The 21,521-nt window shown below is 66.0% G+C and carries 24 protein-coding genes; 9 read left to right on the forward strand and 15 right to left on the reverse strand.

From position 1 onward, the window contains the following. Positions 1-13 precede the first annotated feature (13 nt). The 3 genes from A6F68_RS11635 to dnaK form a co-directional block, all read right to left on the reverse strand. The gene (locus tag A6F68_RS11635; protein ID WP_067680252.1) at positions 14-487 is read right to left on the reverse strand and encodes a low molecular weight protein-tyrosine-phosphatase; all 474 of its coding nucleotides are present in this window, start codon (positions 485-487) and stop codon (positions 14-16) included. Then, positions 484-1,605 (reverse strand): molecular chaperone DnaJ, encoded by a 1,122-nt coding sequence (gene dnaJ, locus A6F68_RS11640; RefSeq protein ID WP_067680255.1) that lies wholly within the window; start codon positions 1,603-1,605, stop codon positions 484-486. The genes A6F68_RS11635 and dnaJ overlap by 4 nt, the downstream gene beginning before the upstream one ends. A gap of 73 nt (positions 1,606-1,678) precedes the next feature. Beyond that, the gene (dnaK, locus tag A6F68_RS11645; protein WP_067680257.1) at positions 1,679-3,604 is read right to left on the reverse strand and encodes a molecular chaperone DnaK; all 1,926 of its coding nucleotides are present in this window, start codon (positions 3,602-3,604) and stop codon (positions 1,679-1,681) included. Between the two features lie 169 nt (positions 3,605-3,773). Between dnaK and A6F68_RS11650 the strand changes: the two genes are divergently transcribed. The 4 genes from A6F68_RS11650 to A6F68_RS11665 all read left to right on the forward strand — a co-directional run bounded on the left by A6F68_RS11650 (position 3,774) and on the right by A6F68_RS11665 (position 6,501). Next, positions 3,774-4,253, forward strand: coding sequence for a copper chaperone PCu(A)C (locus A6F68_RS11650; protein WP_084001807.1), 480 nt, complete (start codon positions 3,774-3,776; stop codon positions 4,251-4,253). Positions 4,254-4,366: 113 nt separating this feature from the next. Continuing rightward, a complete protein-coding gene (locus A6F68_RS11655) occupies positions 4,367-4,783 on the forward strand; it encodes a vgr related protein (RefSeq protein ID WP_074428316.1) in 417 nt (138 codons plus the stop codon). A 55-nt stretch (positions 4,784-4,838) separates the two neighbouring features. After that, the gene (locus A6F68_RS11660) at positions 4,839-5,228 is read left to right on the forward strand and encodes a hypothetical protein (protein ID WP_067680260.1); all 390 of its coding nucleotides are present in this window, start codon (positions 4,839-4,841) and stop codon (positions 5,226-5,228) included. A 109-nt stretch (positions 5,229-5,337) separates the two neighbouring features. After that, positions 5,338-6,501 carry a PrnB family protein gene (locus A6F68_RS11665; protein ID WP_067680263.1) on the forward strand — a complete coding sequence of 388 codons (1,164 nt, stop codon included), beginning with the start codon at positions 5,338-5,340 and terminating at the stop codon, positions 6,499-6,501. 20 nt (positions 6,502-6,521) lie between these two features. Here A6F68_RS11665 and A6F68_RS11670 read toward each other — a convergent pair whose 3' ends face one another. Genes A6F68_RS11670 through hrcA form a run of 4 tightly spaced genes read right to left on the reverse strand, consistent with a single transcriptional unit; the run spans position 6,522 to position 10,175 of the window. Beyond that, positions 6,522-7,232, reverse strand: coding sequence for a VV20781 family protein (locus A6F68_RS11670; RefSeq protein WP_067680266.1), 711 nt, complete (start codon positions 7,230-7,232; stop codon positions 6,522-6,524). Positions 7,233-7,287: 55 nt separating this feature from the next. Then, entirely contained in the window at positions 7,288-8,517 is a 1,230-nt protein-coding gene (locus A6F68_RS11675) for a threonine synthase (protein ID WP_067680269.1), read from the reverse strand. A gap of 5 nt (positions 8,518-8,522) precedes the next feature. Further along, the gene (locus tag A6F68_RS11680; RefSeq protein ID WP_067680273.1) at positions 8,523-9,101 is read right to left on the reverse strand and encodes a nucleotide exchange factor GrpE; all 579 of its coding nucleotides are present in this window, start codon (positions 9,099-9,101) and stop codon (positions 8,523-8,525) included. 15 nt (positions 9,102-9,116) lie between these two features. Further along, positions 9,117-10,175, reverse strand: coding sequence for a heat-inducible transcriptional repressor HrcA (hrcA, locus tag A6F68_RS11685; protein ID WP_067680277.1), 1,059 nt, complete (start codon positions 10,173-10,175; stop codon positions 9,117-9,119). Between the two features lie 82 nt (positions 10,176-10,257). Here hrcA and rph point away from each other — a divergent pair, with 82 nt between their 5' ends. Both rph and rdgB read left to right on the forward strand, forming a co-directional pair. Beyond that, a complete protein-coding gene (rph, locus tag A6F68_RS11690) occupies positions 10,258-10,974 on the forward strand; it encodes a ribonuclease PH (RefSeq protein WP_067680280.1) in 717 nt (238 codons plus the stop codon). Continuing rightward, entirely contained in the window at positions 10,971-11,597 is a 627-nt protein-coding gene (gene rdgB / locus A6F68_RS11695) for an RdgB/HAM1 family non-canonical purine NTP pyrophosphatase (protein WP_067680283.1), read from the forward strand. Before rph ends, rdgB begins: the two co-directional genes overlap by 4 nt. 1 nt (position 11,598) lies before the next feature. Here the strand turns inward: rdgB and A6F68_RS11700 are convergent, their stop codons facing one another. Further along, positions 11,599-12,123: a CAP family protein gene (locus A6F68_RS11700; protein WP_067680286.1), complete on the reverse strand. Its 525-nt coding sequence runs from the start codon at positions 12,121-12,123 to the stop codon at positions 11,599-11,601. A gap of 53 nt (positions 12,124-12,176) precedes the next feature. Here A6F68_RS11700 and hemW point away from each other — a divergent pair, with 53 nt between their 5' ends. Continuing rightward, positions 12,177-13,322 carry a radical SAM family heme chaperone HemW gene (gene hemW, locus A6F68_RS11705; RefSeq protein ID WP_067680289.1) on the forward strand — a complete coding sequence of 382 codons (1,146 nt, stop codon included), beginning with the start codon at positions 12,177-12,179 and terminating at the stop codon, positions 13,320-13,322. Further along, entirely contained in the window at positions 13,319-14,209 is an 891-nt protein-coding gene (locus tag A6F68_RS11710; protein ID WP_067680292.1) for a tyrosine recombinase XerC, read from the forward strand. Before hemW ends, A6F68_RS11710 begins: the two co-directional genes overlap by 4 nt. On the opposite strand, the gene A6F68_RS11715 is transcribed toward A6F68_RS11710, so the two are convergent. Continuing rightward, a complete protein-coding gene (locus tag A6F68_RS11715; protein ID WP_067680295.1) occupies positions 14,206-14,826 on the reverse strand; it encodes a DedA family protein in 621 nt (206 codons plus the stop codon). The genes A6F68_RS11710 and A6F68_RS11715 overlap by 4 nt on opposite strands. Before the next feature lie 79 nt (positions 14,827-14,905). Between A6F68_RS11715 and A6F68_RS11720 the strand changes: the two genes are divergently transcribed. Next, positions 14,906-16,345, forward strand: coding sequence for an AMP nucleosidase (locus A6F68_RS11720; RefSeq protein WP_067680298.1), 1,440 nt, complete (start codon positions 14,906-14,908; stop codon positions 16,343-16,345). On the opposite strand, the gene A6F68_RS11725 is transcribed toward A6F68_RS11720, so the two are convergent. The 6 genes from A6F68_RS11725 to A6F68_RS11750 form a co-directional block, all read right to left on the reverse strand. Beyond that, complete coding sequence (locus A6F68_RS11725) at positions 16,323-17,291, reverse strand: YncE family protein (RefSeq protein ID WP_067680301.1); 969 nt, start codon at positions 17,289-17,291, stop codon at positions 16,323-16,325. The two genes, A6F68_RS11720 and A6F68_RS11725, sit on opposite strands and share 23 nt — an antisense overlap. Positions 17,292-17,357: 66 nt before the next feature. Continuing rightward, on the reverse strand, positions 17,358-17,846 hold the full coding sequence (locus tag A6F68_RS11730) for a YbjN domain-containing protein (protein ID WP_067680304.1): 489 nt from the start codon (positions 17,844-17,846) through the stop codon (positions 17,358-17,360). 75 nt (positions 17,847-17,921) lie between these two features. After that, on the reverse strand, positions 17,922-19,748 hold the full coding sequence (locus A6F68_RS11735; RefSeq protein ID WP_067680307.1) for a M2 family metallopeptidase: 1,827 nt from the start codon (positions 19,746-19,748) through the stop codon (positions 17,922-17,924). A gap of 81 nt (positions 19,749-19,829) precedes the next feature. Beyond that, entirely contained in the window at positions 19,830-20,585 is a 756-nt protein-coding gene (locus A6F68_RS11740) for an alpha/beta fold hydrolase (protein ID WP_067680310.1), read from the reverse strand. Beyond that, a complete protein-coding gene (locus A6F68_RS11745) occupies positions 20,582-21,046 on the reverse strand; it encodes a GFA family protein (RefSeq protein WP_067680313.1) in 465 nt (154 codons plus the stop codon). Before A6F68_RS11745 ends, A6F68_RS11740 begins: the two co-directional genes overlap by 4 nt. Beyond that, complete coding sequence (locus A6F68_RS11750; protein WP_067680316.1) at positions 21,043-21,489, reverse strand: GFA family protein; 447 nt, start codon at positions 21,487-21,489, stop codon at positions 21,043-21,045. The genes A6F68_RS11745 and A6F68_RS11750 overlap by 4 nt, the downstream gene beginning before the upstream one ends. Positions 21,490-21,521 lie beyond the last annotated feature (32 nt).

The following is a 21,521-nucleotide window of genomic DNA, read 5'->3' on the forward strand; positions in this document are numbered from 1 at the left end:
CCGGAAGAGCCGATCAGCCGTGAGCGTGCAATTCCATGAACGCGCGAGCGGCCTCCGACACGGCAGACCAGGTGTACTCGAACATCTCGGCATCACCGTAATAGGGATCGACGACGCTGGCCCCTTCGCGAAAGGCAACCATGTCGAGCAGCAAGCCGACCCGCGCGGCCGCATCCGGCGGCGCGATGGCGACCAGATCGGCAAGGTTCTGATTATCCATCGCGAATATGTGCGTGAACCGGCGGAAGTCGTCTTCCGTCACCTGCCGTGCCTTCAGGCCGGAGATGTCGATGCCGGCAGCGGCGGCAACCGCTACCGACCGCGGGTCGGGAGGCTTGCCCACGTGCCAGTCGGCGGTTCCGGCGGAGTCGATCTCGAGGTCCAGTCCTGCCTTCCTTGCCTCGGCACGGAACGCGGCTTCAGCGAGCGGAGAGCGACAGATATTGCCGAGGCAGACGAGCAGGACCGCAGGCGACGCGCCGCTCACCCGCCAAACGCATCTTTCAGGCGGTCGAAAAAGCCCTTGCTGTCAGGGCATTCGTCGCCGGTCTCGGTCTCGCGGAACTGCTGAAGGATCTCGCGCTGGACCTTGGAGAGTTTCGTCGGTGTCTCGACAACGATTTCCACTACCATGTCGCCGCGTCCGCGGCCCTGCAGCACCGGCATCCCGGCACCGCGGACGCGCAGCTGCTTTCCGCTCTGGATCCCTGCGGGGATCGAGAGGGCATGGTGATCGCCGCCAAGGTCGGGAATGTCGATACTGTCGCCCAGCGCCGCGGTGGTGAAGCTGATCGGCACGCGGGTGATCAGCGTCGTCCCCTCGCGCTCGAATACCGGGTGCTGGCGGACGTGGACGAAGATGTAGAGGTCGCCCGGCGGCGCGCCGCGCGGTCCGGCCTCACCCTTGCCCGACAGGCGGATGCGGGTGCCGGTATCGACGCCCGGCGGAATCTCGACCTCGAGTGCTTGCGGCTTGTCGACCCGGCCTTCGCCGCCGCAATCGCGGCAGGGGCTTTCGATCACCTCGCCGCGGCCGTGGCAATTCGGGCACGCGCGCTCGACCACGAAAAAGCCCTGTTTGGCGCGAACCTTGCCCATGCCGGAACACAGGTTGCAGCGCCGCGCCGAGGTACCGGGCTTGGCGCCCGATCCTTCGCAGGTGCCGCAGGTCTGACTGACCTCGATCTCGATCTCGCGGCTCTTCCCGTGAAACGCATCGTCGAGGGTGATTTCCATGTCGTAACGCAGGTCCGCACCGCGGCGCGGCTGCTGGCGACCGGCACCGCCGCCGAAGGCGCTGCCGAAAATGGTTTCGAAGATATCGCCGATGTCGCCGAAGTCGGCGCCCGGATGACCGCCGCCGCCCATCCCGCCATTGAACGCGGCATGGCCGTAGCGATCGTAGGCGGCGCGCTTCTGCGGGTCCTTGAGGCACTCGTAGGCGGCCGATACCCCCTTGAACTTGTCCTCGTTCTCCTTGCAGCCCCCGTTCCGGTCCGGGTGAAACTGCATGGCGAGCTTGCGATACGCAGCCTTGATCGTCGCGTCGTCCGCGGTGCGGGACACGCCGAGCACTTCGTAGAAATCGATTTCGGTGGCTGACATTTACCCCGGCCCCAAACTCAGCCGCCACCGGCGCTTGGGGCACCGGTGGCGGACTGGGTTTCCATCTGGCTGATCAGCCCTTGGCGTCTTCGTCGACTTCGGAGAATTCGGCGTCGACCACCTCTTCCTCCGCACCGCCCTCGCTCGAGGCGGCATCCGACGACGCATCGGCAGCCGAAGCCTGTTCCTGGCTGTAGATCGCCTGGCCCATCTTCATGGCGACTTCGGTCAGCGCCTGCGCCTTTGCGGTAATCGCATCGGTGTCGTCGCCTTCGAGCGCTGTCTTGGCCTCGGCGATCGCCGCCTCGACTTCGCCCTTCAGGCCCGCGTCGATCTTGTCGCCGTGTTCCTGGAGCTGCTTCTCGGTCGCGTGGACGAGGCTGTCGGCCTGGTTGCGCGCTTCCGCGGAAGCCCGGCGCTTCTTGTCCTCTTCCGCGAACTTCTCCGCGTCCTGCACCATCTGGTCGATGTCGGCGTCCGACAGGCCGCCCGATGCCTGGATGCGGATCTGCTGCTCCTTGCCGGTGCCCTTGTCCTTGGCCGACACGTTCACGATGCCGTTGGCGTCGATGTCGAAGGTGACCTCGATCTGCGGCACCCCGCGCGGCGCCGGGGGAATGCCGACCAGGTCGAACTGACCCAGCAGCTTGTTGTCCTGCGCCATCTCGCGCTCGCCCTGGAAAACGCGGATGGTCACCGCGTTCTGGTTGTCCTCGGCGGTCGAGTAGGTCTGGCTCTTCTTGGTCGGGATCGTCGTGTTGCGGTCGATCATCTTGGTCATGATGCCGCCCAGCGTCTCGATGCCCAGCGAAAGCGGGGTCACGTCGAGCAGCAGCACGTCCTTGACGTCGCCCTGCAGAACGCCGGCCTGGATCGCCGCGCCCATGGCGACGACCTCGTCCGGGTTCACGCCGGTGTGGGGATCCTTGCCGAAGAACTCCTTCACGACCTCGCGCACCTTCGGCATGCGGGTCATGCCGCCGACGAGCACGACGTCGTCGATCTCGCTGGCCTTGAGGCCGGCATCGGCGAGCGCCTTCTTCATCGGCTCCTTGGTGCGCTCGATCAGGCCCGCGACCATCTTTTCGAGGTCCGAACGGCTGATCGTTTCGACGAGGTGCAGCGGCGTGGTGCTGCCGCCTTCCATGCGCGCCGTGATGAAGGGCAGGTTGATTTCGGTGGTCTGGGCGCTCGAAAGCTCGATCTTCGCCTTCTCGGCGGCTTCCTTGAGCCGCTGGAGAGCCAGCTTGTCGGTCTTGAGGTCCATGTTCTCCTTGGACTTGAACCTGTCCGCGAGCCATTCGACGATGGCAGCGTCGAAGTCCTCACCGCCGAGGAAGGTGTCGCCGTTGGTCGACTTCACCTCGAACACGCCGTCGCCGATCTCGAGGATCGAGACGTCGAACGTGCCGCCGCCGAGGTCGTAGACGGCAATCGTCTTGCCATCGCTCTTCTCGAGGCCATAGGCGAGCGCAGCCGCGGTCGGCTCGTTGATGATGCGCAGCACCTCGAGGCCCGCGATCTGGCCGGCGTCCTTGGTCGCCTGGCGTTGGGCGTCGTTGAAATAGGCGGGCACGGTGATGACGGCCTGGGTCACGGTCTCACCGAGGTAGCTCTCGGCGGTTTCCTTCATCTTCTGGAGAATGAAGGCGCTGATCTGGCTGGGCGAATAGTCCTCGCCGCCGGCCTTGACCCACGCGTCGCCATTCTTGCCCTTGACGATGGTATAGGGAACCAGCTCGGTGTCCTTCTTGGTCACCGGATCGTCGAAGCGGCGGCCGATAAGGCGCTTGACCGCGAACACCGTGTTGTCGGGGTTGGTGACCGCCTGGCGCTTGGCCGGCTGGCCGATCAGCCGCTCACCATCCTTGGTGAAGGCGACGATCGAGGGGGTGGTGCGGGCGCCTTCGGAGTTCTCGATCACCTTGGGCTTGCCGCCGTCCATCACGGCGACGCACGAGTTCGTGGTGCCGAGGTCGATACCGATAACTTTGGCCATGGTTTCCCTATTCGTCTCAAGTCGTTGTTGGACACCGCCAGTCGGGCCCCCCGCAGTACGGCAAGGCCCTTTCGGCGGCTCGGATTGCGCGGGCGATATAGGTGCCAATTTTCTTGGCACAAGGGACCGGGAACGCTACCGAACCGGCCTGTTCCACAGGGGGAAAACGATGATCGCACGTTCGCTGATGGCTCTGGCGCTGGCAGGAGCGGCACTTTCACTCGGATCGTGCGGGGAAACCCCCACCGAGGCACCCGAAGCGGAAGCGGGCATCGCCGGCATGAAGATTTCCAATGCCCGCATGGTCCTCGCGCCGGTCGCGGGCAACCCGGCGGCGATCTACTTCGACCTCGCCTACGACGGCGACCGGTCCGTCGCGCTCAACCGCGCCGAGGTAAAGGGCGCGAAAAGCGCGATGTTCCACGATTATGGCGAGTACGATTTCAAGGTCCAGATGATGGAGATGCTCCCGGTCCCGCTGAAGAAGGGCGACAAGCTCTCCTTCGAGCCCGGCAAGAAGCACCTGATGGCGATGGACGTCGATCCCTCGCTGCAGGCCGGCGGGACCACCGAAGCGACGATCATCGTCTCGGGAGGCGCAAAGCACACGTTCCCGGTAGAGATCCGCGCCGCCGGGGACGAACGCTGACGGCCAGGCTCGACCACCTCGGGATCGAAAGCCACGAAGACGGCACCGCCCCCGCATGTCCGGTCGGCGGCGAGCGGCGGCTGACCGAAGGCGAGGTCGCGCTGGCCCGCAGCGTGTTCGGCTCGGCGATCGACTATGCCAGGGTCACGATCCGCCGCCGCAAGTTCTTCCCGTTCCAGTCGCGCCAGATCACGATGGCACCGCGCGGGCACCTCCACTTCCATCCGCACGGCCAGGGCTACTGCGACGATTTCGCTGCCGCTGACCGGATCCGGCAGGGTCTTTTCATCCACGAGATGACCCACGTCTGGCAGACCCAGGCGCGCGGGGAATGGTACTTGATCCTCCACCGCCATCCGTTCTGCCGCTACGACTACAGCCTCAAGCCCGGCTGGAGCCTCGAACGCTACGGCATCGAACAGCAGGCGCAGATCGTGAAACACGCGTTCTGGCTGAGGAACGGGGTTGCGGTGGCAGGCGTGGCTGACGTCGGCGCGTACGACCTGCTGGTGCGCTTTCCGGGGACCTAGGGAGCAAAAGATTAGCAATTCGTCTCTAGTCGATACTCTCTTTCTGAGGGTCCTCATGATGGCGCGAGTCTTCGAGTTCACTTCCGATGCATTTCCAAGAACCGCTGATGACGACGAACTCGTCAATTCGGACTCCATGCACGGACACACCCTCGCAACATTCTTGATCGACGAGTTATCGAAGCGCGGAATCAGTGCTGAAATCGGATGCGCCGAAGACTGGGGTTGGTACTGTCCGGTTAAGTCGGATGGCCCGGCAGAAACCTGGTTCGGATGCGTAGGGACCGACAACGAATACTTCGTTCAGGTCCAGCCCGAAGGCACCCACGTCCGCCGCTGGTTCCGGAAAGTACCGGTCGGCGAGATGCCTGATCGGGTATTCGAGGCGCTTTTCGAGATCGTATCAAATAGCGGGAAAGTGCTGCGCGGACCAACACGACATTGAGTTTTGCGCTGAAAATCCTGCCACGCGCTTGAGCCACCCGGTTTCAACGGATACTTGTTGGCATATCGATCCGGGCGGCCCAACCCGCGCCCGGCTGACGGTGCACCCAATGGAGCTTTCCGACTACGGTATGAGCCGCGAACGCGGCTACCTTTCGCATTACGAGATCGACGAGATCGCCCTGCCCAGCCTGTTCGACGCGGTGAAGCAGGCCGCCGGAAACCTGTCCGGCCTCCTCTCCACCGGCCGCGTGCGTCACTGGCTGGGCCAGCTCGCCGACCCCGGTCTCGAAGACTGGGCCCGCGAGGCGGCCGAGGAAGAAGTCCGCACCGCCATGGTGCACTACAGCTTCCTCGTGCAGGCCTACGTCTGGGGCGAGCCCCTGCCGCCGGACCACCTTCCGGCAAACCTCGCCCGTCCGATGGTCGCGATCGCTGACCGGCTCGGCCAGGCGCCGCTGCTGCCCTATTCCGCCTATGTGCTCGACAACTGGTACCGGCTCGACAAGGCGGGCCCGATCGCGCTCGACAACATCGTGATGCACCAGCATTTCGTCGGCGGCGACGACGAAAGCTGGTTCGTGCTGGTCCACGTCGCGATCGAGGCCGAGGCGGGCGTGCTGCTCGACAATGCCGCAAAGCTCGTGACGGTTGCCAGGCAGGGCGACGAGGCCGAAGCCGAGCGCCTGCTGATCGAGATGGATGCCGCGTGGGAGCGCATCTACGGCCACTTCGCGCGCATGCCGGAGCGGTGCGACCCCTACATCTATTTCCACCGCGTGCGGCCCTACATCCACGGCTGGGCGAACAATCCGGCACTGAGCGGCGGCGGACTCGTCTACGAAGGCGTCGACCGGTTCGAGATGAAGCCGATGGCCTATCGCGGGCAGACCGGCAGCCAGAGCAGCATCGTCCCGGCCATGGATGCACTGTTCCAGGTCGGCCATTCGGACGATCCGCTCAAGAGCTTCCTCGACGAGCTACACCACTACCGACCTGTGCCGCATCGCAAGTTCATCGAGGACCTCGCGGCGCAATCGACCTTGCGCGATTTCGTCGCGGCGAGCGGCGCGCAAAGCCTGAAGGACGCCTTCAACGCCTGCCTCAACCAGAGCGCCCGCTTCCGCACCCGCCACCTCGAATACGCGGCCAGCTACATCAACAAGCAGGCAGGCAGCATCGCCGGCAACGACCCCGACGTCGGCACCGGCGGAACGCCGTTCATGAAGTACCTCAAGAAACACCGCGACGAGAACGCGGCGCAATTGGTCTGATCGCCAACGGTTCGCGGAGGTCAGCTGTCGCCGGGATCCCATACCAGCGACAGTGCGACCCCCGCGAGCATGGCGGCGGCGCGCTCGTCGCGACCGTTTTTCGGCAGCGCGAGGCGTCGGTCACCGCCGTTGACGAACAACACCGCTTCGTCGCCGGAGCCATAGGTCATGGCATAGCCGAGAGGCTCGCCGGTAGGGAGTGCCAGACCTGGACCCGAATGGAGTGACGTCAGGCGCATCCGCACCTCACCAACCTCGACCCGCCCCGATCGAAGGGTCCGGACATCGTTTGCCACCTCTTCGTGCATCGCGATGCCGCCGATGGCCGCTTCGCCGCGATAGAAACCGCACGTAAGCAAATAAGGACCCGTCAGATAGCTGGACTGGATCGTCGTGCCCCGCGAGACCTGTTCGGTGATCTCGAAAGTCTCGCGCGAATGAGCGCACTCGGCCGACAGACCGTCGAATTCGCCTCCGGCCAGTGTGACTTTCAGGTCTCCGAGCGCCAGTTTCTCACCGTTCACGGCGGTGGCTTTTGCACTGCGTTGAAAGGTTCCGGCAGTCCCCGCGGGCGCAATGGCGAAGTGGCCCGAGCGGCCCCAGCCGGCTCCGTCGATCCGCAAGACTTCACCACGCGCGGCGACCGCGTCGAATCCATCTACCGCGGTGATCGACTGGCAACCTGCGACCGTAAGGCAGGAAACGAGAAGCGCGGAGAATTCTCGTGTCATTTGGTTCCCTCCGGCGCCTGACTACGTCGCGCGGAAAAACCGGGGATGAACGGACCTAAAGCGAAGACAGCGGCGCAAGATTTTTCTTGTCCAGCGTCACCGAACTGTCCTTCAGCGGATACTTCAGCCCCGTTGCGCAGTTGAACAACACGGCCTCGTCGCCTTCGTCGATCCAGCCCTCGGCAACCGCCTTCCGCCAGGCGGCCAGCGTCGCGCCGCCTTCGGGGCAGAGCAGCAGACCGTCCTTCCTGCCGCAGTCGTCGACCGCAGCCAGCGTGTCGGCGTCGTCCACCGCAATGCCGCGGCCGCCGCTTTCGCGCACCGCGCGCAGGATCAGGAAATCGCCCACGGCCTTGGGCACCCGGATGCCCATCGCGATCGTGTCCGCATTTTCCCAGCGCTCGGCGTGCTCGACGCCGTCTTCCCACGCCTTGACGATTGGCGCGCATCCGCTCGCCTGGACGGCGAACATCTTCGGCCTCTCGCTGCCGATCCAGCCGAGTGCCTCGAGCTCGTCGAAGGCCTTCCACATGCCAATAAGGCCAGTGCCGCCGCCGGTGGGGTAGAAAATCGCCTTGGGCAGCCGCCAGCCGAGCTGCGCAGCGAGCTCCAGGCCCATCGTCTTCTTGCCCTCGATCCGATACGGCTCCTTGAGTGTCGAGAAATCGAACCACAGCCCCTCGGCCGCGCCCTTCCCCACGATGGCGCCGCATTCGTCGATCAGGCCATTGACCCGGTAGACCCGCGCACCCTGCGCTGCGATCTCGCGCACGTTGATTTCCGGCGTGTCGTCGGGACACAGCACCACGGTCTCGATCCCGGCACGCGTGGCATAGGCGGCGAGCGCCGCACCGGCGTTCCCGTTGGTTGGCATAGCGATCCGGGTGACGCCGAGTTCCCTGGCCATCGCGACCGCCATCACCAAACCGCGCGCCTTGAACGATCCCGTCGGCAAGCGCCCTTCGTCCTTCACGATGACGTTCGGGGCGGCCGAGTTGGGGATCGGTATGAGCGGGGTCTCGATCTCGCCCAGGCTCACGATGCTGGCGGTCCGGCGCACCGGCAACAGTTCACGCCAGCGCCACAGGTCGGTTGGACGTCCTTCGAGGGTGTCGCGGGACAGAGCCGCGCCCGCCGCCGCAAGGTCGTAGCGCACGAGTAGCGGCCGCCCCGCCGCGGACAGGCCCTGGAGCACATCCGCTGCGTATCGCTCGCCCGTCAGCGAGCATTCGAGGTGGGTGACGAAAGTCGGGCGCTCGCCGTCAAGATTTGCGGTGAGCGCCACGCGCGTCAGGGCTTCTTCGCCACGCCGACCATGGCCGGGCGCAGCAAGCGATCCTTGATCATCCAGCCGCTCTGCATTTCCTGCACCACGGTACCCGGTTCGTGCTCGTCGGAAGGGATTTCCAGCATCGCCTGGTGCTGGTTCGGGTCGAGCGGCAGGCCGGTGGACGCAATGCGGGTGATGCCGTGCGCGGCAAAGACCTTCTCGACTTCGCGCTGGGTCGCCTCGATCCCCGTCACCATCGCCTTCATCCGCGGGTCGTCGTGGAGATCGGCGGGGATCGCGTCGATCGCGCGGACGAGATTGTCGTAGACGGACAGGATGTCGCGCGCGAAACCGGTCGCGGCATAGGCGCGGGCATCAGCGACGTCCTTTTCCATCCTGCGGCGAACGTTCTGCGTCTCGGCGCGGGCGTAGAGGACGTCCTGCATCGCCTTGTCGAGATCGTTCTTGAGCGCTGCGAGCGCGTCGGACAGACCGTCCTGCGCTTCCGCGCCCTCGGGGTCGTCGATCATGTCGGCGGGGACGCCGTCGAGTTCCTTGGCCTTCGCCTCTTCGGCTGCCTGCTTTTCGTCTTCGATCATGGGTCTTTTTCGTCGTTATCCGATGAGCTTGCCCAGTGAACGGGCCGTGAAATCCACGATGGGGACAACGCGCGCATAATTCAACCGCGTGGGACCGATGACCCCCAGCACGCCCACCACCCTTCCCTCGCGGTCGCGATAGGGTGAGGCGATCACCGAAGATCCCGACAGGGCGAAAAGTCGGTTTTCGCTACCGATGAAAATCCGCGTCGCTTCGGCCGACCGCGCCGATTCGAGCAGCTCGGCGACGGCCTGCTTGCTTTCGAGGTCGTCGAGGAGCTGGCGCACGCGTTCGATGTCGCCGAGCGCGGTCTCGTCGAGCAGGTTCGCGGCGCCGCGCACGATGAGCACGGGGCGCCGCGACGCATCCTCGCTCCAGATTGCGAGCCCGCGCTCGACCAGGTCGCGACTGGCGGCGTCCAATTGCGAACGCCCGCCCGCAAGCTCTGCCTGCATAGCAGTCGCCGCCTCTGCCAGGGTGCGTCCCGCGAGCCGCGCCGTGATGTAGTTGCCGGCCTGCTCCAGCGCCGAGGCCGACGCAGGCGCATCGAGATCGATCACCCGGTTCTCGATTCCCCCGTCCTCGCCCACGAGAACCGCCAGCGCGCGGGTCGGGGCAAGCGGAACAAGCGTGAGTTGCGCGAGCCGCGGTTCGCGCCTGGGCACCATGACCATTCCCGCTGCGCCCGATATGTCCGACAGCAGCGCGCTGGTCGCCTCCAGCGCCGCCTCGATCGGGCCCGGCGCGGAAATGCGCGTCTCGATAGTCCGGCGCTCTTCCGCTGACGGCTCCGCGACCTGCATCATGCCGTCGACGAAGAGCCGGAGTCCCGTTTCGGTCGGCATCCGCCCCGCGCTGGTGTGTGGGGCGGCGAGCAAGCCGAGCGTTTCGAGTTCGTGCAGAACCGAGCGGATCGAGGCGGGGGACAGGTTCAGCCCGCCGCCGCCTTCGCTTTTCGGCCCGGCCAGCGTCTTCGAGCCCACCGGCTGGCCGCTCGCGATATATCCCTCGACGACGAGCCGGAAAACTTCCCGCGCGCGAGTGCTCAGTTCGGTGACGGGATGCGGAGGCATATGCCCCCAATCTAGAGCGCGCCCTTGCGGCGGCAAGGGGCTTGCGCCTAGGCGCTGGGCAACGACTCACAAAGGAACTCCCATGCGACCTTCCGGCCGCGCGCCCGACGAGATGCGCGCCATTTCGATCGAGACCGGATTCACCAAGCACGCCGAAGGCTCTTGCCTCGTCGGGTTCGGCGACACCCGCGTCCTCGTCACCGCTTCGGTCGAGGAGCGCATCCCGCCATGGCTGCGCGGCAAGGGCGAAGGCTGGGTGACCGCCGAGTACTCGATGCTCCCGCGCGCGACACACACCCGCGGCCAGCGCGAGGCGGCCAAGGGCAAGCAGAGCGGGCGGACGCAGGAAATCCAGCGGCTGATCGGCCGGTCCCTGCGGTCGGTGGTCGACCTCAGGAAACTGGGCGAGCGGCAGATCGTGCTCGATTGCGACGTGATCCAGGCCGACGGCGGCACGCGGACCGCGGCGATCAGCGGCGCATGGGTCGCGCTGCGCCTGGCGGTGGACAAGCTGATGGCCGCCGGCGCCATCTCCGACGACCCGATCGAGGCCAAGGTCGCCGCCATCTCGTGCGGCATCTGCTCCGGCACGCCTGTGCTCGACCTCAACTACCACGAGGATTCGTCGGCCGACGCCGATGCGAACTTCGTGCTGATCGAAGGCGGCAAAATCGCCGAGGTCCAGGCGACCGCCGAGGGCGCGACCTATGACGAGGAGGGCCTTCTGCGCCTCCTCCGTCTCGCCCAGATTGGCTGCGCCCAAGTCTTCCGGGCACAGGACGAAGCGACCCGCAAATGACCCGCCGCATCGGCTCGGGCACGCTGGTCATCGCCACGCACAATGCGGGCAAGCTGAAGGAGATCGGCGCGCTGCTGGATCCCTATGGCGTGAAATGCATCAGCGCCGGGTCGCTCGGGCTACCGGAGCCGAAGGAGACCGGGACGACCTTCGTCCAGAACGCGCTGCTCAAGGCACGCGCTGCGGCCGAGGCGTCGGGTCTGGCAGCGCTGGCGGACGACAGCGGGCTTTCTGTCGCCGCGCTCGACGGACGGCCGGGCGTCTATACCGCCGACTGGGCCGAGCGGCAGTGGTTCGAGGGCGATCCGGGCCGCGACTGGTATATGGCGATGGGCAAGGTGGAAGGCATGCTTCAGGCCAAGGGCCCCGGGGCCCCGCGCGACGCCTGGTTCAGCTGCGTTCTCGCAATCGCATGGCCCGACGGAGATACGGCGGTCTACGAGGGCCGGGTCGATGGGTCCCTTACCTGGCCGCCACGCGGAACGCTGGGGTTCGGGTACGACCCGGTCTTCGTGCCGAGCGGTCGCGAAGTCACTTTTGCCGAACTCGACCCGGAGGAAAAGCACCGCATCAGCCACCGCGCCGACGCCTTTGCCAAGCTCGTCGCCGAGCAGTTCGGCTAGATCAGCCGCCGACCCTTTCGCCGAAGGTGTTGCCCGGCGGGTTGTATCGGCACACGAGAAAATCGTTCACCGCGCCCTTTGCAACCGCGCAGCCGACCTCGGTGGTGCGCGGCCAGATGATCTGGGTGTAGTGACCGACGTCCGACCAGTTGCCTGATGAACTGACCTGCGGGAAAGTGCCGGGCCGGAACTTCGACCTTTCCGACAGGAAGCCGCCAATCATGTCTTCGGCGCTGTAGTAGCCCGCCGAACCCATCCAGAGGTTCTCGCCCATGTTGCGCCGCCGCTGGCTGTCGGCATGCTGGAGCGTGCCCTTGCGCGAAAGATGGACCGCCCACTCCTGCGCGTCCTGCGCGAGACGACTGGACCATGACAGGCGCGGCAAGCCCGCGCGGTCGCGCTCCTCGTTGTGTGCGGCAAGCAAGCGGCCGGCGAAATCGCTGCGGCCCTGCGCCAGCGCCGGCGCGTCGAAACCCATGATTGCGAGCACGCCCAATGCAGGCGCGATGAAACGACCCATCCCCATGACGCTTCGGCTATAGCGACGCCGCTTAACCGATTCTGTATCACGCAAGGTAAATGGCGCGCGCACTCTACATCCACTGGCCGTTCTGCCTCAAAAAGTGCCCGTACTGCGACTTCAACTCGCACGTGCGCGACGCGGTGGAGGTCGACGCGTGGCAGACGGGGCTGCTGGCCGACATGCGGCACGAGGCTGCGCTCGCGGGCGGGGAGCCGCTGGAGTCCATCTTCTTCGGCGGCGGAACCCCCAGCCTGATGCCCCCTGCCCTGGTCGGCGCACTGCTCGACGAGGCGGAGAGGCTGTGGGGGTTCGCGCCGGATATCGAGATCACGCTGGAGGCCAATCCATCGTCGGTCGAGGCGGCGGCATTTGCTGGCCTTGCCGCAGCCGGGGTGAACCGGGTCTCGCTCGGGATTCAGTCGCTCGATGACGCGGCGCTGCGGTTCCTCGGCAGACTGCACGATGCGAACGAGGGTCTCCGCGCGCTCGATACTGCCCAACACGTTTTCCGCCGCGTCAACGCGGATTTCATCTATGCCCGCCCCGGACAATCGGCGGAGGCCTGGAGCGAAGAACTCCAGCGCGCGCTGGCGCTCGGGACCGATCACTTATCGCTCTACCAGCTCACGATCGAGCCGGGCACCCGCTTCGCCACCGACGTGCGGCTGGGCGCGTTCGCGCCGCTCGACGACGACCCGGCGGCCGACCTGTTCGCACTGACGCGCGCGATGACGGACGAGGCAGGCCTGCCGGCCTACGAGGTATCGAACCACGCCCGCCCGGGCCACGAGAGCCGCCACAATCTCACCTACTGGCGCTATCGCGATTACGTCGGCATCGGACCCGGTGCACACGGGCGGCGCGGCGGCGTGGCGACGGTGCGGCACAAGAAGCCGGAGAACTGGCTCGACGCGGTAATTCGTGCGGATCACGGCATCGCCGAGGAGCGACAGCTGGGGCTGCGCGAACAGGCATCGGAAGCTCTCCTCATGGGCCTTCGGCTAGCCGAAGGGGTCGACCTCGCGGCGATGCGCGCGCGCTTCGGGATCGAGGAATTGCTCGATCCTGACCGGCTCGCATTCCACCGCGATCTCGGCTTCGTGGAGATCTCGGGCGAGCGAATCCGGGTCACCGAGGCGGGAATGCCCCTGCTCGACGCGCTGCTGGGCGAGCTGGTCCCCGCAGCGCTGGTCGAAGCGTGAGCAAGGCCGCGCTTCTCGAAGCCTGGGGCGGCCACTTGCGCGACGGTCGGCGGCGCAGCCCGCATACCGTACGTGCCTACGTCGCCGCCGCCGACCGGCTGCTGAGTGCGACCGGCCTCGACGATTGGACCTCGCTCGCCGCGCTCGACGGACCGGCCCTGCGCCGTCAGCTTGCCCTGCGGCGCGCGGAAGGGTTGGCGAACGCTTCGGCCGCGCGCGAGCTTTCGGCGCTGAAGGGCTTCGTCGCGTTCGCCCGATCGCAAATGGGCGACGATGCCTCGCCACCCCGCCTGCGCGGGCCTCGGCTCAAGAAAGGCCTCCCGCGCCCCGTCACACCCGACGATGCGGTCAACCTTGCGGACCTCGTGGCGGGCAGCGCTGCCGAAGAGTGGATCGGATCCCGCGACCGCGCGGTCCTCCTGCTCATGTACGGAGCCGGTCTGCGGATTGCCGAAGCGCTGTCGCTCAAGGGCAAGGATATGCCTCTGGGCGAGACGCTGACGGTCACTGGCAAGGGCAGCAAACAGCGCGTCGTGCCGCTGCTGCCCATCGTCCGCGACGGTGTTGCCGACTATGCTGCCAAGTCTCCCTGGCCGCTGGACGCCGACGCTCCGCTGTTTCGCGGCGCAAGGGGCGGGCCGCTCGGGCAGGGAATGGTCCAGAAGGCCATGGCGCGAGCCCGAATTGCGCTGGGCCTGCCCGCCACCGCCACGCCGCACGCGCTGCGGCACAGCTTCGCCACGCATCTGCTCGGCGCCGGGGCGGACCTCAGGAGCCTGCAGGAGCTGCTGGGCCACGCGAGCCTGGGCTCGACGCAGATTTACACCAAGGTCGACGCGGCAACGCTGCTCGACACCTATCGCAAGGCGCATCCGCGCTCGGATTAGTCGTTGGTCGTCGTCCTCAGATGGCGCGGCTTCCACGTCGCCACGCGCCAGGCGTAGGCGGCGATCGCCATGACCACGAGCCCGAGCACGATCCAGCCCATCACGCCGTTGTATTCCTCGAGCCAGCGCGCAAGCACGGTTCCGCCGAACACCAGCAGCGCATTCCAGATCGCCGATCCGGCAAATGTGAAGAAAAGAAACCTGCCCAGAGGCATGTGGGCGAGACCCGCCGGCAACGAGATCATCGTGCGCAGGAAGGGCGAAAAGCGCAGGAAGAACACGACCCACTGGCCATGGTTCTGGAAGAACCGCGTCGCGGCTTCCATGTGCTCCCAGTCGATCGTCAGCCAGCGGCCCCAGCGATCGATGAACGGGCGCGTGCGTTCGTAACCCCACTTGTCGCCGATCCAGTACCAGGCATAGTTGCCGAGCGTCGTGCCGAGCGTTCCCCAGATCATCAGCGGCCAGAACGCCATTTCTCCGCGTGCAACAAGCACGCCGCCGACGCCCATGATGACCTCGCTCGGGACGGGCGGAAACACGTTCTCGAGCGCCATCAGCACGAAGATGCCGAAATAGCCGCCGCGCGCGATTGCCTCGATGATCAGGTCGTGCATGCACTTCTAACGTCGGGACGCTGGAAAGGGTTCTCAAGAGCCTTTTGCCTTGTCGCAAACGCCGCGCTATCCGCCGCCGATGGAATCCGTCGAAAACATCATTGCCGAACTGGCCCAGCTCCACGACCGTGCAGTGGAAAACTTGCGCACGGACATCCTGGCTTACGCGAGGGATGGCGCCCTTCCCGACCCTGCCAAGCGGGTCGACGGCAGTTACGCCTATCCCGAACTCGTCATTCGCTACCACGGCGAACCGCCGGCGAGCACCCGCGGCCTCGCCTATGGTCGCCTCAATTCGGCGGGTACTTATGCAACGACGGTAACGAAGCCGCGCCTGTTCGCGTCCTACCTGGCCGAACAGCTCGAACTCATCGCCGCGGACTACCCCGTCGAGGTAGAAGTGCGTGCATCGCGGCAGGAAATCCCCTTTCCCTATGTGCTCGACGGCGAGGCCGGCTCGGTCCTCGCGGGGATCGAGCCGCAAGTGCTGGCGCGGCATTTTCCCGCGACCGAACTGGCCCTGATCGGCGACGAACTCGCGGACGGGATCGAACTCGGCGGGCCGGACGATACCATCCCGCTCTCGCTGTTCGACGGCCTGCGCACGGATTTCAGCCTTGCCCGGCTGGCCCACTACACGGGCACCAGCACCGAGCACTTCCAGCGCTTCGTCCTGTTCACGAACTACCACCGCTATGTCGACGAGTTCGTCGACTGGGCGGCCGAGCAGCTCGGTTCGGGCGGATACACCGCACTCGCCGGCGCCGGGGGGCTATTCCTGACCGAGCGGATGGCCAATGCGCGGATGCAACTGTCCGACACCGCGTGGCGGCGGCACCAGATGCCCGCTTACCACCTCATCGGCGAGGATCGCTGCGGGATCACCCTGGTCAACATCGGCGTCGGCCCCTCGAACGCAAAGACGATCACCGATCACCTGGCGGTGCTGCGGCCCGAGGCGTGGCTGATGATCGGCCATTGCGGCGGCCTGCGCCCCAGCCAGAAGATCGGCGACTACGTCCTCGCGCATGCGTACCTGCGCGACGACCACGTGCTCGACCCGGTGCTGCCGCCGGAAATCCCCCTGCCCGCCATCGCCGAAGTCCAGCAGGCGCTTTACGGCGCCGCGGAGGAAGTGTCGGGCGCGCACGGTGCCGACCTGAAGCAGCGCATGCGCACAGGCACCGTGGTCACCACCGATGACCGCAACTGGGAACTGCAGTACACCCAGTCCGCCCGCCGCATGAGCCTCAGCCGCGCGGTCGGGGTCGACATGGAGAGCGCGACGATCGCGGGCCAGGGCTACCGGTTCCGGGTACCCTACGGCACGCTGCTATGCGTGAGCGACAAGCCCCTGCATGGAGAGATCAAGCTCCCGGGACAGGCCAACAAGTTCTACGAGGAAGCGATCGCAGCACACCTGCAGATCGGCGTTGCCGCCTGCCGCCGCCTGCGCGAAGAAGGCGACCGGCTGCATTCCCGCAAGCTGCGCGCTTTCAACGAGCCGCCGTTCCGGTGATCCCGGCGGCCTGGATGGCCAGGCCGTCGCCACCGGGTCCGCCCGCAAGCCTGCGCAGTACCCGGCCACTCGCAAAGTCGATCTCCGCAATCGTATCGGTCTGGGTCTCCGCAGCGTAGAGCCGCGTCCCGGACGGATCGAACAGCAGAGTCACCTGCGCAGAGGCCGCTCCTCCCGAGACAGTTATCGTCCGTTCAACCGTGCCCGTTGCGGTGTCGACAACGCTGACGGTCCCGTCGGTGAGGTTCGACGTGACGACCCACCTGCCCGAAGGATGCTCCACGACACGAAGGGGGAAGCGCCCGGTTGTGACAGAGCGCCGGATGGCGAGTGTTTCGGGATCGAGTTCGACCAGCCGGTCCTCTTCGCGCGCGGAAGCCCACAGCCTGCGGCCGTCCGCAGACAGGACGATGCCTTCGGTGCCCTGCCCCGTCTTGACCGACCGCGGCGGGCTTCCTCCCCCGAGATCGATCCGCGTGACCGACTGCGACCCCAGGTTGGCCGTCCAGGCAACGTCGGCAGCGGGCGAAATGACGACCATGTGCGAACCCGTTTCGCCGGTCGGAAACTCGTCGATCTGCGGTGCCGAGCTCAACGGGTCGCGAACCCGGAATATCGACCTTCGCCCTTCGGCGCTGGCGAAAATCTCGCCTTTTGGATGCCACACGATGCCATGCGGCCTTGCGCCTTCGCCCAATACTATCGTCGCAACGGGCGACAGGTCGGCAGCGTTGAGGATCGCTATCGTGCGCCCATCGTAACAGCCGACCGCCAGATGCTGCCCGCCGGGTGACAGGGCTAGCTCGTGCGGAGTGCGGCATGCCGATCCGCGCGACGCCACGGTCCCGTCCGCCAGATCGATCCGGGTGACGCTGCCCACCGTCTTGTTGGCAACAAAGAGGGATCGGAAGGGAGCCCTGTCGCTGTCAGGCGCGGGTCCGGACATGCATGCCGCGCACGAAAGGCACGCCAACAGGACCGAACGGCGAAAGACACCAGAGCCGGCCACGCGCTATTCCCCCCGTTCCTCGGCGAACACGTCGTTGGCGATCGAACCGAAGTTCTGTTCGAAGGCCTTGAGCGTACGCATGAAGTTCTCGCGCGCGATGCCGCTGCCGGTGAACAGGTCGAAATTGACCCATGGGTCGCCATCGTCGTCGAGCCAGAGCGCGGTGAAGCGGTACTTCTTGACGATCGCATTGGTGAGTTCGGGGGTCAGCGGTGTCTTGCGGTCGAGCCCCGCGCGGAACTGGAGCGACTCGCAGCCCTCGTGCGTTTCGGCGGCACAGCCGTAGAAATAGATCGAACCGGGGTATCCGGCGAATGACGTCTTGATGAGCGGGTCGCCGTAACTGTCCTTGTCGAGCTCTGCTGAAAAGCCGCTTTCCCGCAATACGCGCACGATGCCGTCGGGGTTGGACGCGGCAACCGTCTCATCGGCGGCGAATGTCGCCGCGGGCGCGAGCGCCAGCCCGAATGCTATCAAGACACTTGCGCGCATCGCTTTCCCCCGACCTGCCGCCAACGGGGCAGGTGTCGAACGGAAAGCGGTGCGGCGCAAGTGCCCTTGACGAAGTTACCAGCCGGCCTTCTCGCCCTTGTTCTGCTGATCGAGCCACTTCTTGAGCGGCGCGAAGTACTCCAGCATCGGCTTGGCGCTGATCTCGCGGGTGCCGGTGAAGGCCTCCAGCGCGTCGGGCCAGGGCTTCGACGCGCCCATCGCCAGCATGGCATTGAGCTTCTTGCCGACTTCCTTGTTGCCGTAGAACGAACAGCGGTGCAGCGGGCCCTTCCAGCCGGCTTGGTCGCAGGCGGCCTTGTAGAACTGGAACTGCAGGATCCGGGCGAGGAAGTAGCGGGTATACGGCACGTTCGCGGGAATGTGATACTTGGCGCCGGCGTCGAAGGTGTCAGGTCCACGATCGACCGGCGGGACCACGCCCTGGTACTGGCGCTTCATGTCCACCCAGTGCTTGCCGTAGTCGGCCGGCTGCACCTTGCCGCTGAACAGATCCCAGCGATAGCGGTCGATGAGCAGGCCGAACGGCAGGAACGCGACCTTGTCCATCGCCTCGCGCAGCAGAAGGCCAAGGTCCTTGTCCGCGCTCGGCACCATGTCCCTGTCGAGAAGCCCGATCTGGACGAGGTACTCGGGCGTCATCGACAGCGCCACCGCGTCGCCGATCGCTTCGTGGAAGCCGTCGTTAGCGCCGCTGAGGTAGAACACGTTCTGCTTGTTGTAGGCGCGCTGGTAGTAGTTGTGGCCGAGTTCGTGGTGGACGGTGACGAAGTCGTCTCCGTTGACCTTGGTGCACATCTTGATCCGCAGATCGTCGACCTGGTCCACGTTCCACGCGCTGGCATGGCAGATGACCTCGCGGTCGGCGGGCTTCACAAACAGGCTGCGGGTCCAGAACGTGTCCGGGAGCGGATCGAAGCCGAGCGACGAGAAGAAACCCTCGCCCGCCTTGACCATCTTCACCGGGTCGTAGTTCTTGGCCATGAGCAGCTCGGTCGTGTCGTAGCCGATGTCGCCGGCACCTGCGGGGGCTACGATGTCGTAGATATTGCCCCACTCCTGTGCCCACATGTTACCCAGAAGGTCGGCACGGATCGGGCCGGTCCGGGCCTGCACCGCGTCGCCATACTTTTCGTTGAGCTTCGTGCGGGTGTAGGTGTGCAGCGCCTCGTAGAGCGGCTTCGTCTCGAGCCACAGGCGCTCGGTCATCGCCGCGAAGGCGTCGGGGTCCATGTCGTAATTGGACCGCCACAGCGCTCCGGTATCGGCGTAACCGAGTTCGCGCGCGCCCTCGTTCATCAGGGCCACGAACTGGGCATAATCGTCCTTCATCGGCGCCCCGACGTTGTCGTGCCAGCTGACCCACATCTCCTTCAGCTCGTCAGGATTGCGGTTCGTGCCCATCGCGGCCTCGATGTCGCTGCCGCTGATCGGCTGGCCGTTCAGCGTGCCCTTGCCCTTGCCATAGGCACCCTGGTTGCCGCCCTTGAGCTCTGCGACCTGCTCGGCTGCGCCCGCGCGCGTCGGCGCGGGCGTGGTGATCAGCGTCCGCATGCGGTTCAGGATGCGGTCGGTGTCGTAATCGAGGCCCGGCGCCTTTGCGAAAGCAGCGGCCTTCGCCGCATTCTCCACCTGCATCTTGGTGAGGATCGCTTCCTGCTCGGCGTTCAGGGCGGCGGAATCCTGATTGATATACGTCTGGTAGACCCAGCTGGTACGGGAGGTGCGGATGGCCTGGTCGCGATAGGCGGCGGCCGCCTCGTCGACAAAGGCCTTGGCTTCGGCAGCGGTAGGAACACTTTCTTCGTGCGCGACGGCAGGCACGGCAACGGGCGCGACGAGCGCGGCAGCGATCGCCCAGCGGGCGACGGGTGCGAACTTCATTGAAAACCTCTTGGGAAGATTGGCGACCAGGTGATTACGGTTGTTACCGCTTTAGGTGCCCTACCCTGTGCCTCACCTGAATCAAGCGGTCAGAAAGCGGACCAGCTCGTCTCCCAGCATGCTTTCCGTGACCGATCCCATGTGTGTGCCGGGGATCTCGACGTGGATGGCATCGGGAAGCGCCTCGGTCAGCTTCACCGGATCGCCATTGTCGCGGTCCTGCGCACCGCATAGCACCAGCGTGGGCATGGCGATCTTCTCGAGGTCGGCAGGATCGGTGTCGCCGACCGATTCGAGCAGCAGCTTCGCGGCAACGCGGTCGACTTTCTGGGTCTTCATGAATGCGACCGCCATAAATGCGGGATCGCCGTGCTTCACCTCGTCGAACCGCGCGATGGCGTCGAGGAAGAAGGCCGAGCGGCGGTTCCAGCCCGCCAGGCCCTCAAGACCCATGCCCGACAGGACGAGGCGGCGCGGCTCCAGCCCGGCGATGACGCTGCGCGCCGCGGTCCGCGACCCCAGCGAGAAACCGACGAGATCGTAATCGTCGAGGCCAAGCTCCTCCACCAGTGCAAAGGTATCGCGCACGAGCACATCGGGCGGATAGGCGGCCGGGTCGTGCGGCTTGGCGCTTGCCCCGTGTGCGCGGAAGTCCGGCATGATCGCCTCGAATCCCGCGTCGACGAGTTTGGCCGCGTGGCCGAACTTGATCCAGTTGGTGTTCGCTTCGGAAAACAGGCCGTGAAGCAACAACACCGGGCGTCCCGCGCCCATGCGATGCACGGCGACCGGCTGCCCGTCGAAGCCGGGGTGCGTCTCGGTCCGGATTTCGGTCATGCGGCAGTACCCAGTTCGCGCATCCATTCCTCGGGCGTGCGCGGTTGTTCGTCCATCGCCTTGGCGCCCTCGGGGAGCGCGATCCAGGGCTGCTTGCTCGACACCCAGATATGGCCGACCGGGACGACCTCGGCACTGAGATCGAGGGTTCCGCAGCGCAAGGTGGCGAAGCCCGGTCGGCTCGCGTTCTCGCCCCACACCCGCGCGCCGCACTCGTTGCAACCCCACAAGGTCACTTCAGCACCGCTCGGATTGGCGGTCTTGCCGCACTTTTGCGCTCCCGTGACCGCAAGCGCCGCGCGCGACACCATCGTGTGTTCGGCAAATGCGCTGCCGGTGCGCGTCTGGCACAGCGTACAGTGGCACGCGTAGGGCCCGATGCGGAAACCCGGCGAGAGCGTGTAGCGCACCGCGCCGCAGTTGCAGCCGCCCTCGAGCGTGTCGGCGAAGAGATCGTTCATTCGGGGACGTCGCGGCCCACGGAGCGCCACTTCTCGACCAGTTTGGGAATTTCGTCCGTGCGCGTGCGCGGCAGTGAGCTGGTGTCGAGCCACGCCTCGTGCAGGCTTTCCGCGCCGGCGTGACTGGACGGCACGAAGTCCGACGGGTCGTCGAAACTGCCGATGGTCAGGTCCATGTGGTCGCCAGAGCCGGTGAAGCGGAAACCGATCGGCGTTCCGCAATGCGCGCAGAACGGACGTTCCGCGATGGGAGAGCTTGCATAGAAGTCGGGTTCGCCTTCCCATTCCACCTCATCACATCGCGCTTGGACAAAGGCTGCGGCGACGCCCCCGGTCGCGCGCTGGCACATGCGGCAATGGCACAGGTACGCCTTGGCCGGGTCGACCTTGGCCGAATAGCGCACGCGGCCACACTGGCAGCCGCCGGTCTTCGTCTCAATCATGAGAGCATCCTACCGATGGAAAATCGATGCGC

Origin of the sequence: Tsuneonella dongtanensis (genome assembly GCF_001698205.1) — a bacterium.
Lineage (GTDB): Bacteria > Pseudomonadota > Alphaproteobacteria > Sphingomonadales > Sphingomonadaceae > Tsuneonella > Tsuneonella dongtanensis.

Excerpts from the sequence above, each read along its gene's own strand:
- dnaJ (WP_067680255.1), bottom strand. The coding sequence starts at position 1,605 with ATGTCAGCCACCGAAATCGATTTCTACGAAGTGCTCGGCGTGTCCCGC.
- dnaK (WP_067680257.1), bottom strand. The coding sequence starts at position 3,604 with ATGGCCAAAGTTATCGGTATCGACCTCGGCACCACGAACTCGTGCGTC.
- A6F68_RS11650 (WP_084001807.1), top strand. The coding sequence starts at position 3,774 with ATGATCGCACGTTCGCTGATGGCTCTGGCGCTGGCAGGAGCGGCACTT.
- A6F68_RS11660 (WP_067680260.1), top strand. The coding sequence starts at position 4,839 with ATGATGGCGCGAGTCTTCGAGTTCACTTCCGATGCATTTCCAAGAACC.
- A6F68_RS11665 (WP_067680263.1), top strand. The coding sequence starts at position 5,338 with ATGGAGCTTTCCGACTACGGTATGAGCCGCGAACGCGGCTACCTTTCG.
- A6F68_RS11670 (WP_067680266.1), bottom strand. The coding sequence starts at position 7,232 with ATGACACGAGAATTCTCCGCGCTTCTCGTTTCCTGCCTTACGGTCGCA.
- A6F68_RS11680 (WP_067680273.1), bottom strand. The coding sequence starts at position 9,101 with ATGATCGAAGACGAAAAGCAGGCAGCCGAAGAGGCGAAGGCCAAGGAA.
- hrcA (WP_067680277.1), bottom strand. The coding sequence starts at position 10,175 with ATGCCTCCGCATCCCGTCACCGAACTGAGCACTCGCGCGCGGGAAGTT.
- rph (WP_067680280.1), top strand. The coding sequence starts at position 10,258 with ATGCGACCTTCCGGCCGCGCGCCCGACGAGATGCGCGCCATTTCGATC.
- rdgB (WP_067680283.1), top strand. The coding sequence starts at position 10,971 with ATGACCCGCCGCATCGGCTCGGGCACGCTGGTCATCGCCACGCACAAT.
- A6F68_RS11700 (WP_067680286.1), bottom strand. The coding sequence starts at position 12,123 with ATGGGGATGGGTCGTTTCATCGCGCCTGCATTGGGCGTGCTCGCAATC.
- hemW (WP_067680289.1), top strand. The coding sequence starts at position 12,177 with ATGGCGCGCGCACTCTACATCCACTGGCCGTTCTGCCTCAAAAAGTGC.
- A6F68_RS11715 (WP_067680295.1), bottom strand. The coding sequence starts at position 14,826 with ATGCACGACCTGATCATCGAGGCAATCGCGCGCGGCGGCTATTTCGGC.
- A6F68_RS11720 (WP_067680298.1), top strand. The coding sequence starts at position 14,906 with ATGGAATCCGTCGAAAACATCATTGCCGAACTGGCCCAGCTCCACGAC.
- A6F68_RS11725 (WP_067680301.1), bottom strand. The coding sequence starts at position 17,291 with ATGTCCGGACCCGCGCCTGACAGCGACAGGGCTCCCTTCCGATCCCTC.
- A6F68_RS11730 (WP_067680304.1), bottom strand. The coding sequence starts at position 17,846 with ATGCGCGCAAGTGTCTTGATAGCATTCGGGCTGGCGCTCGCGCCCGCG.
- A6F68_RS11735 (WP_067680307.1), bottom strand. The coding sequence starts at position 19,748 with ATGAAGTTCGCACCCGTCGCCCGCTGGGCGATCGCTGCCGCGCTCGTC.
- A6F68_RS11740 (WP_067680310.1), bottom strand. The coding sequence starts at position 20,585 with ATGACCGAAATCCGGACCGAGACGCACCCCGGCTTCGACGGGCAGCCG.
- A6F68_RS11745 (WP_067680313.1), bottom strand. The coding sequence starts at position 21,046 with ATGAACGATCTCTTCGCCGACACGCTCGAGGGCGGCTGCAACTGCGGC.
- A6F68_RS11750 (WP_067680316.1), bottom strand. The coding sequence starts at position 21,489 with ATGATTGAGACGAAGACCGGCGGCTGCCAGTGTGGCCGCGTGCGCTAT.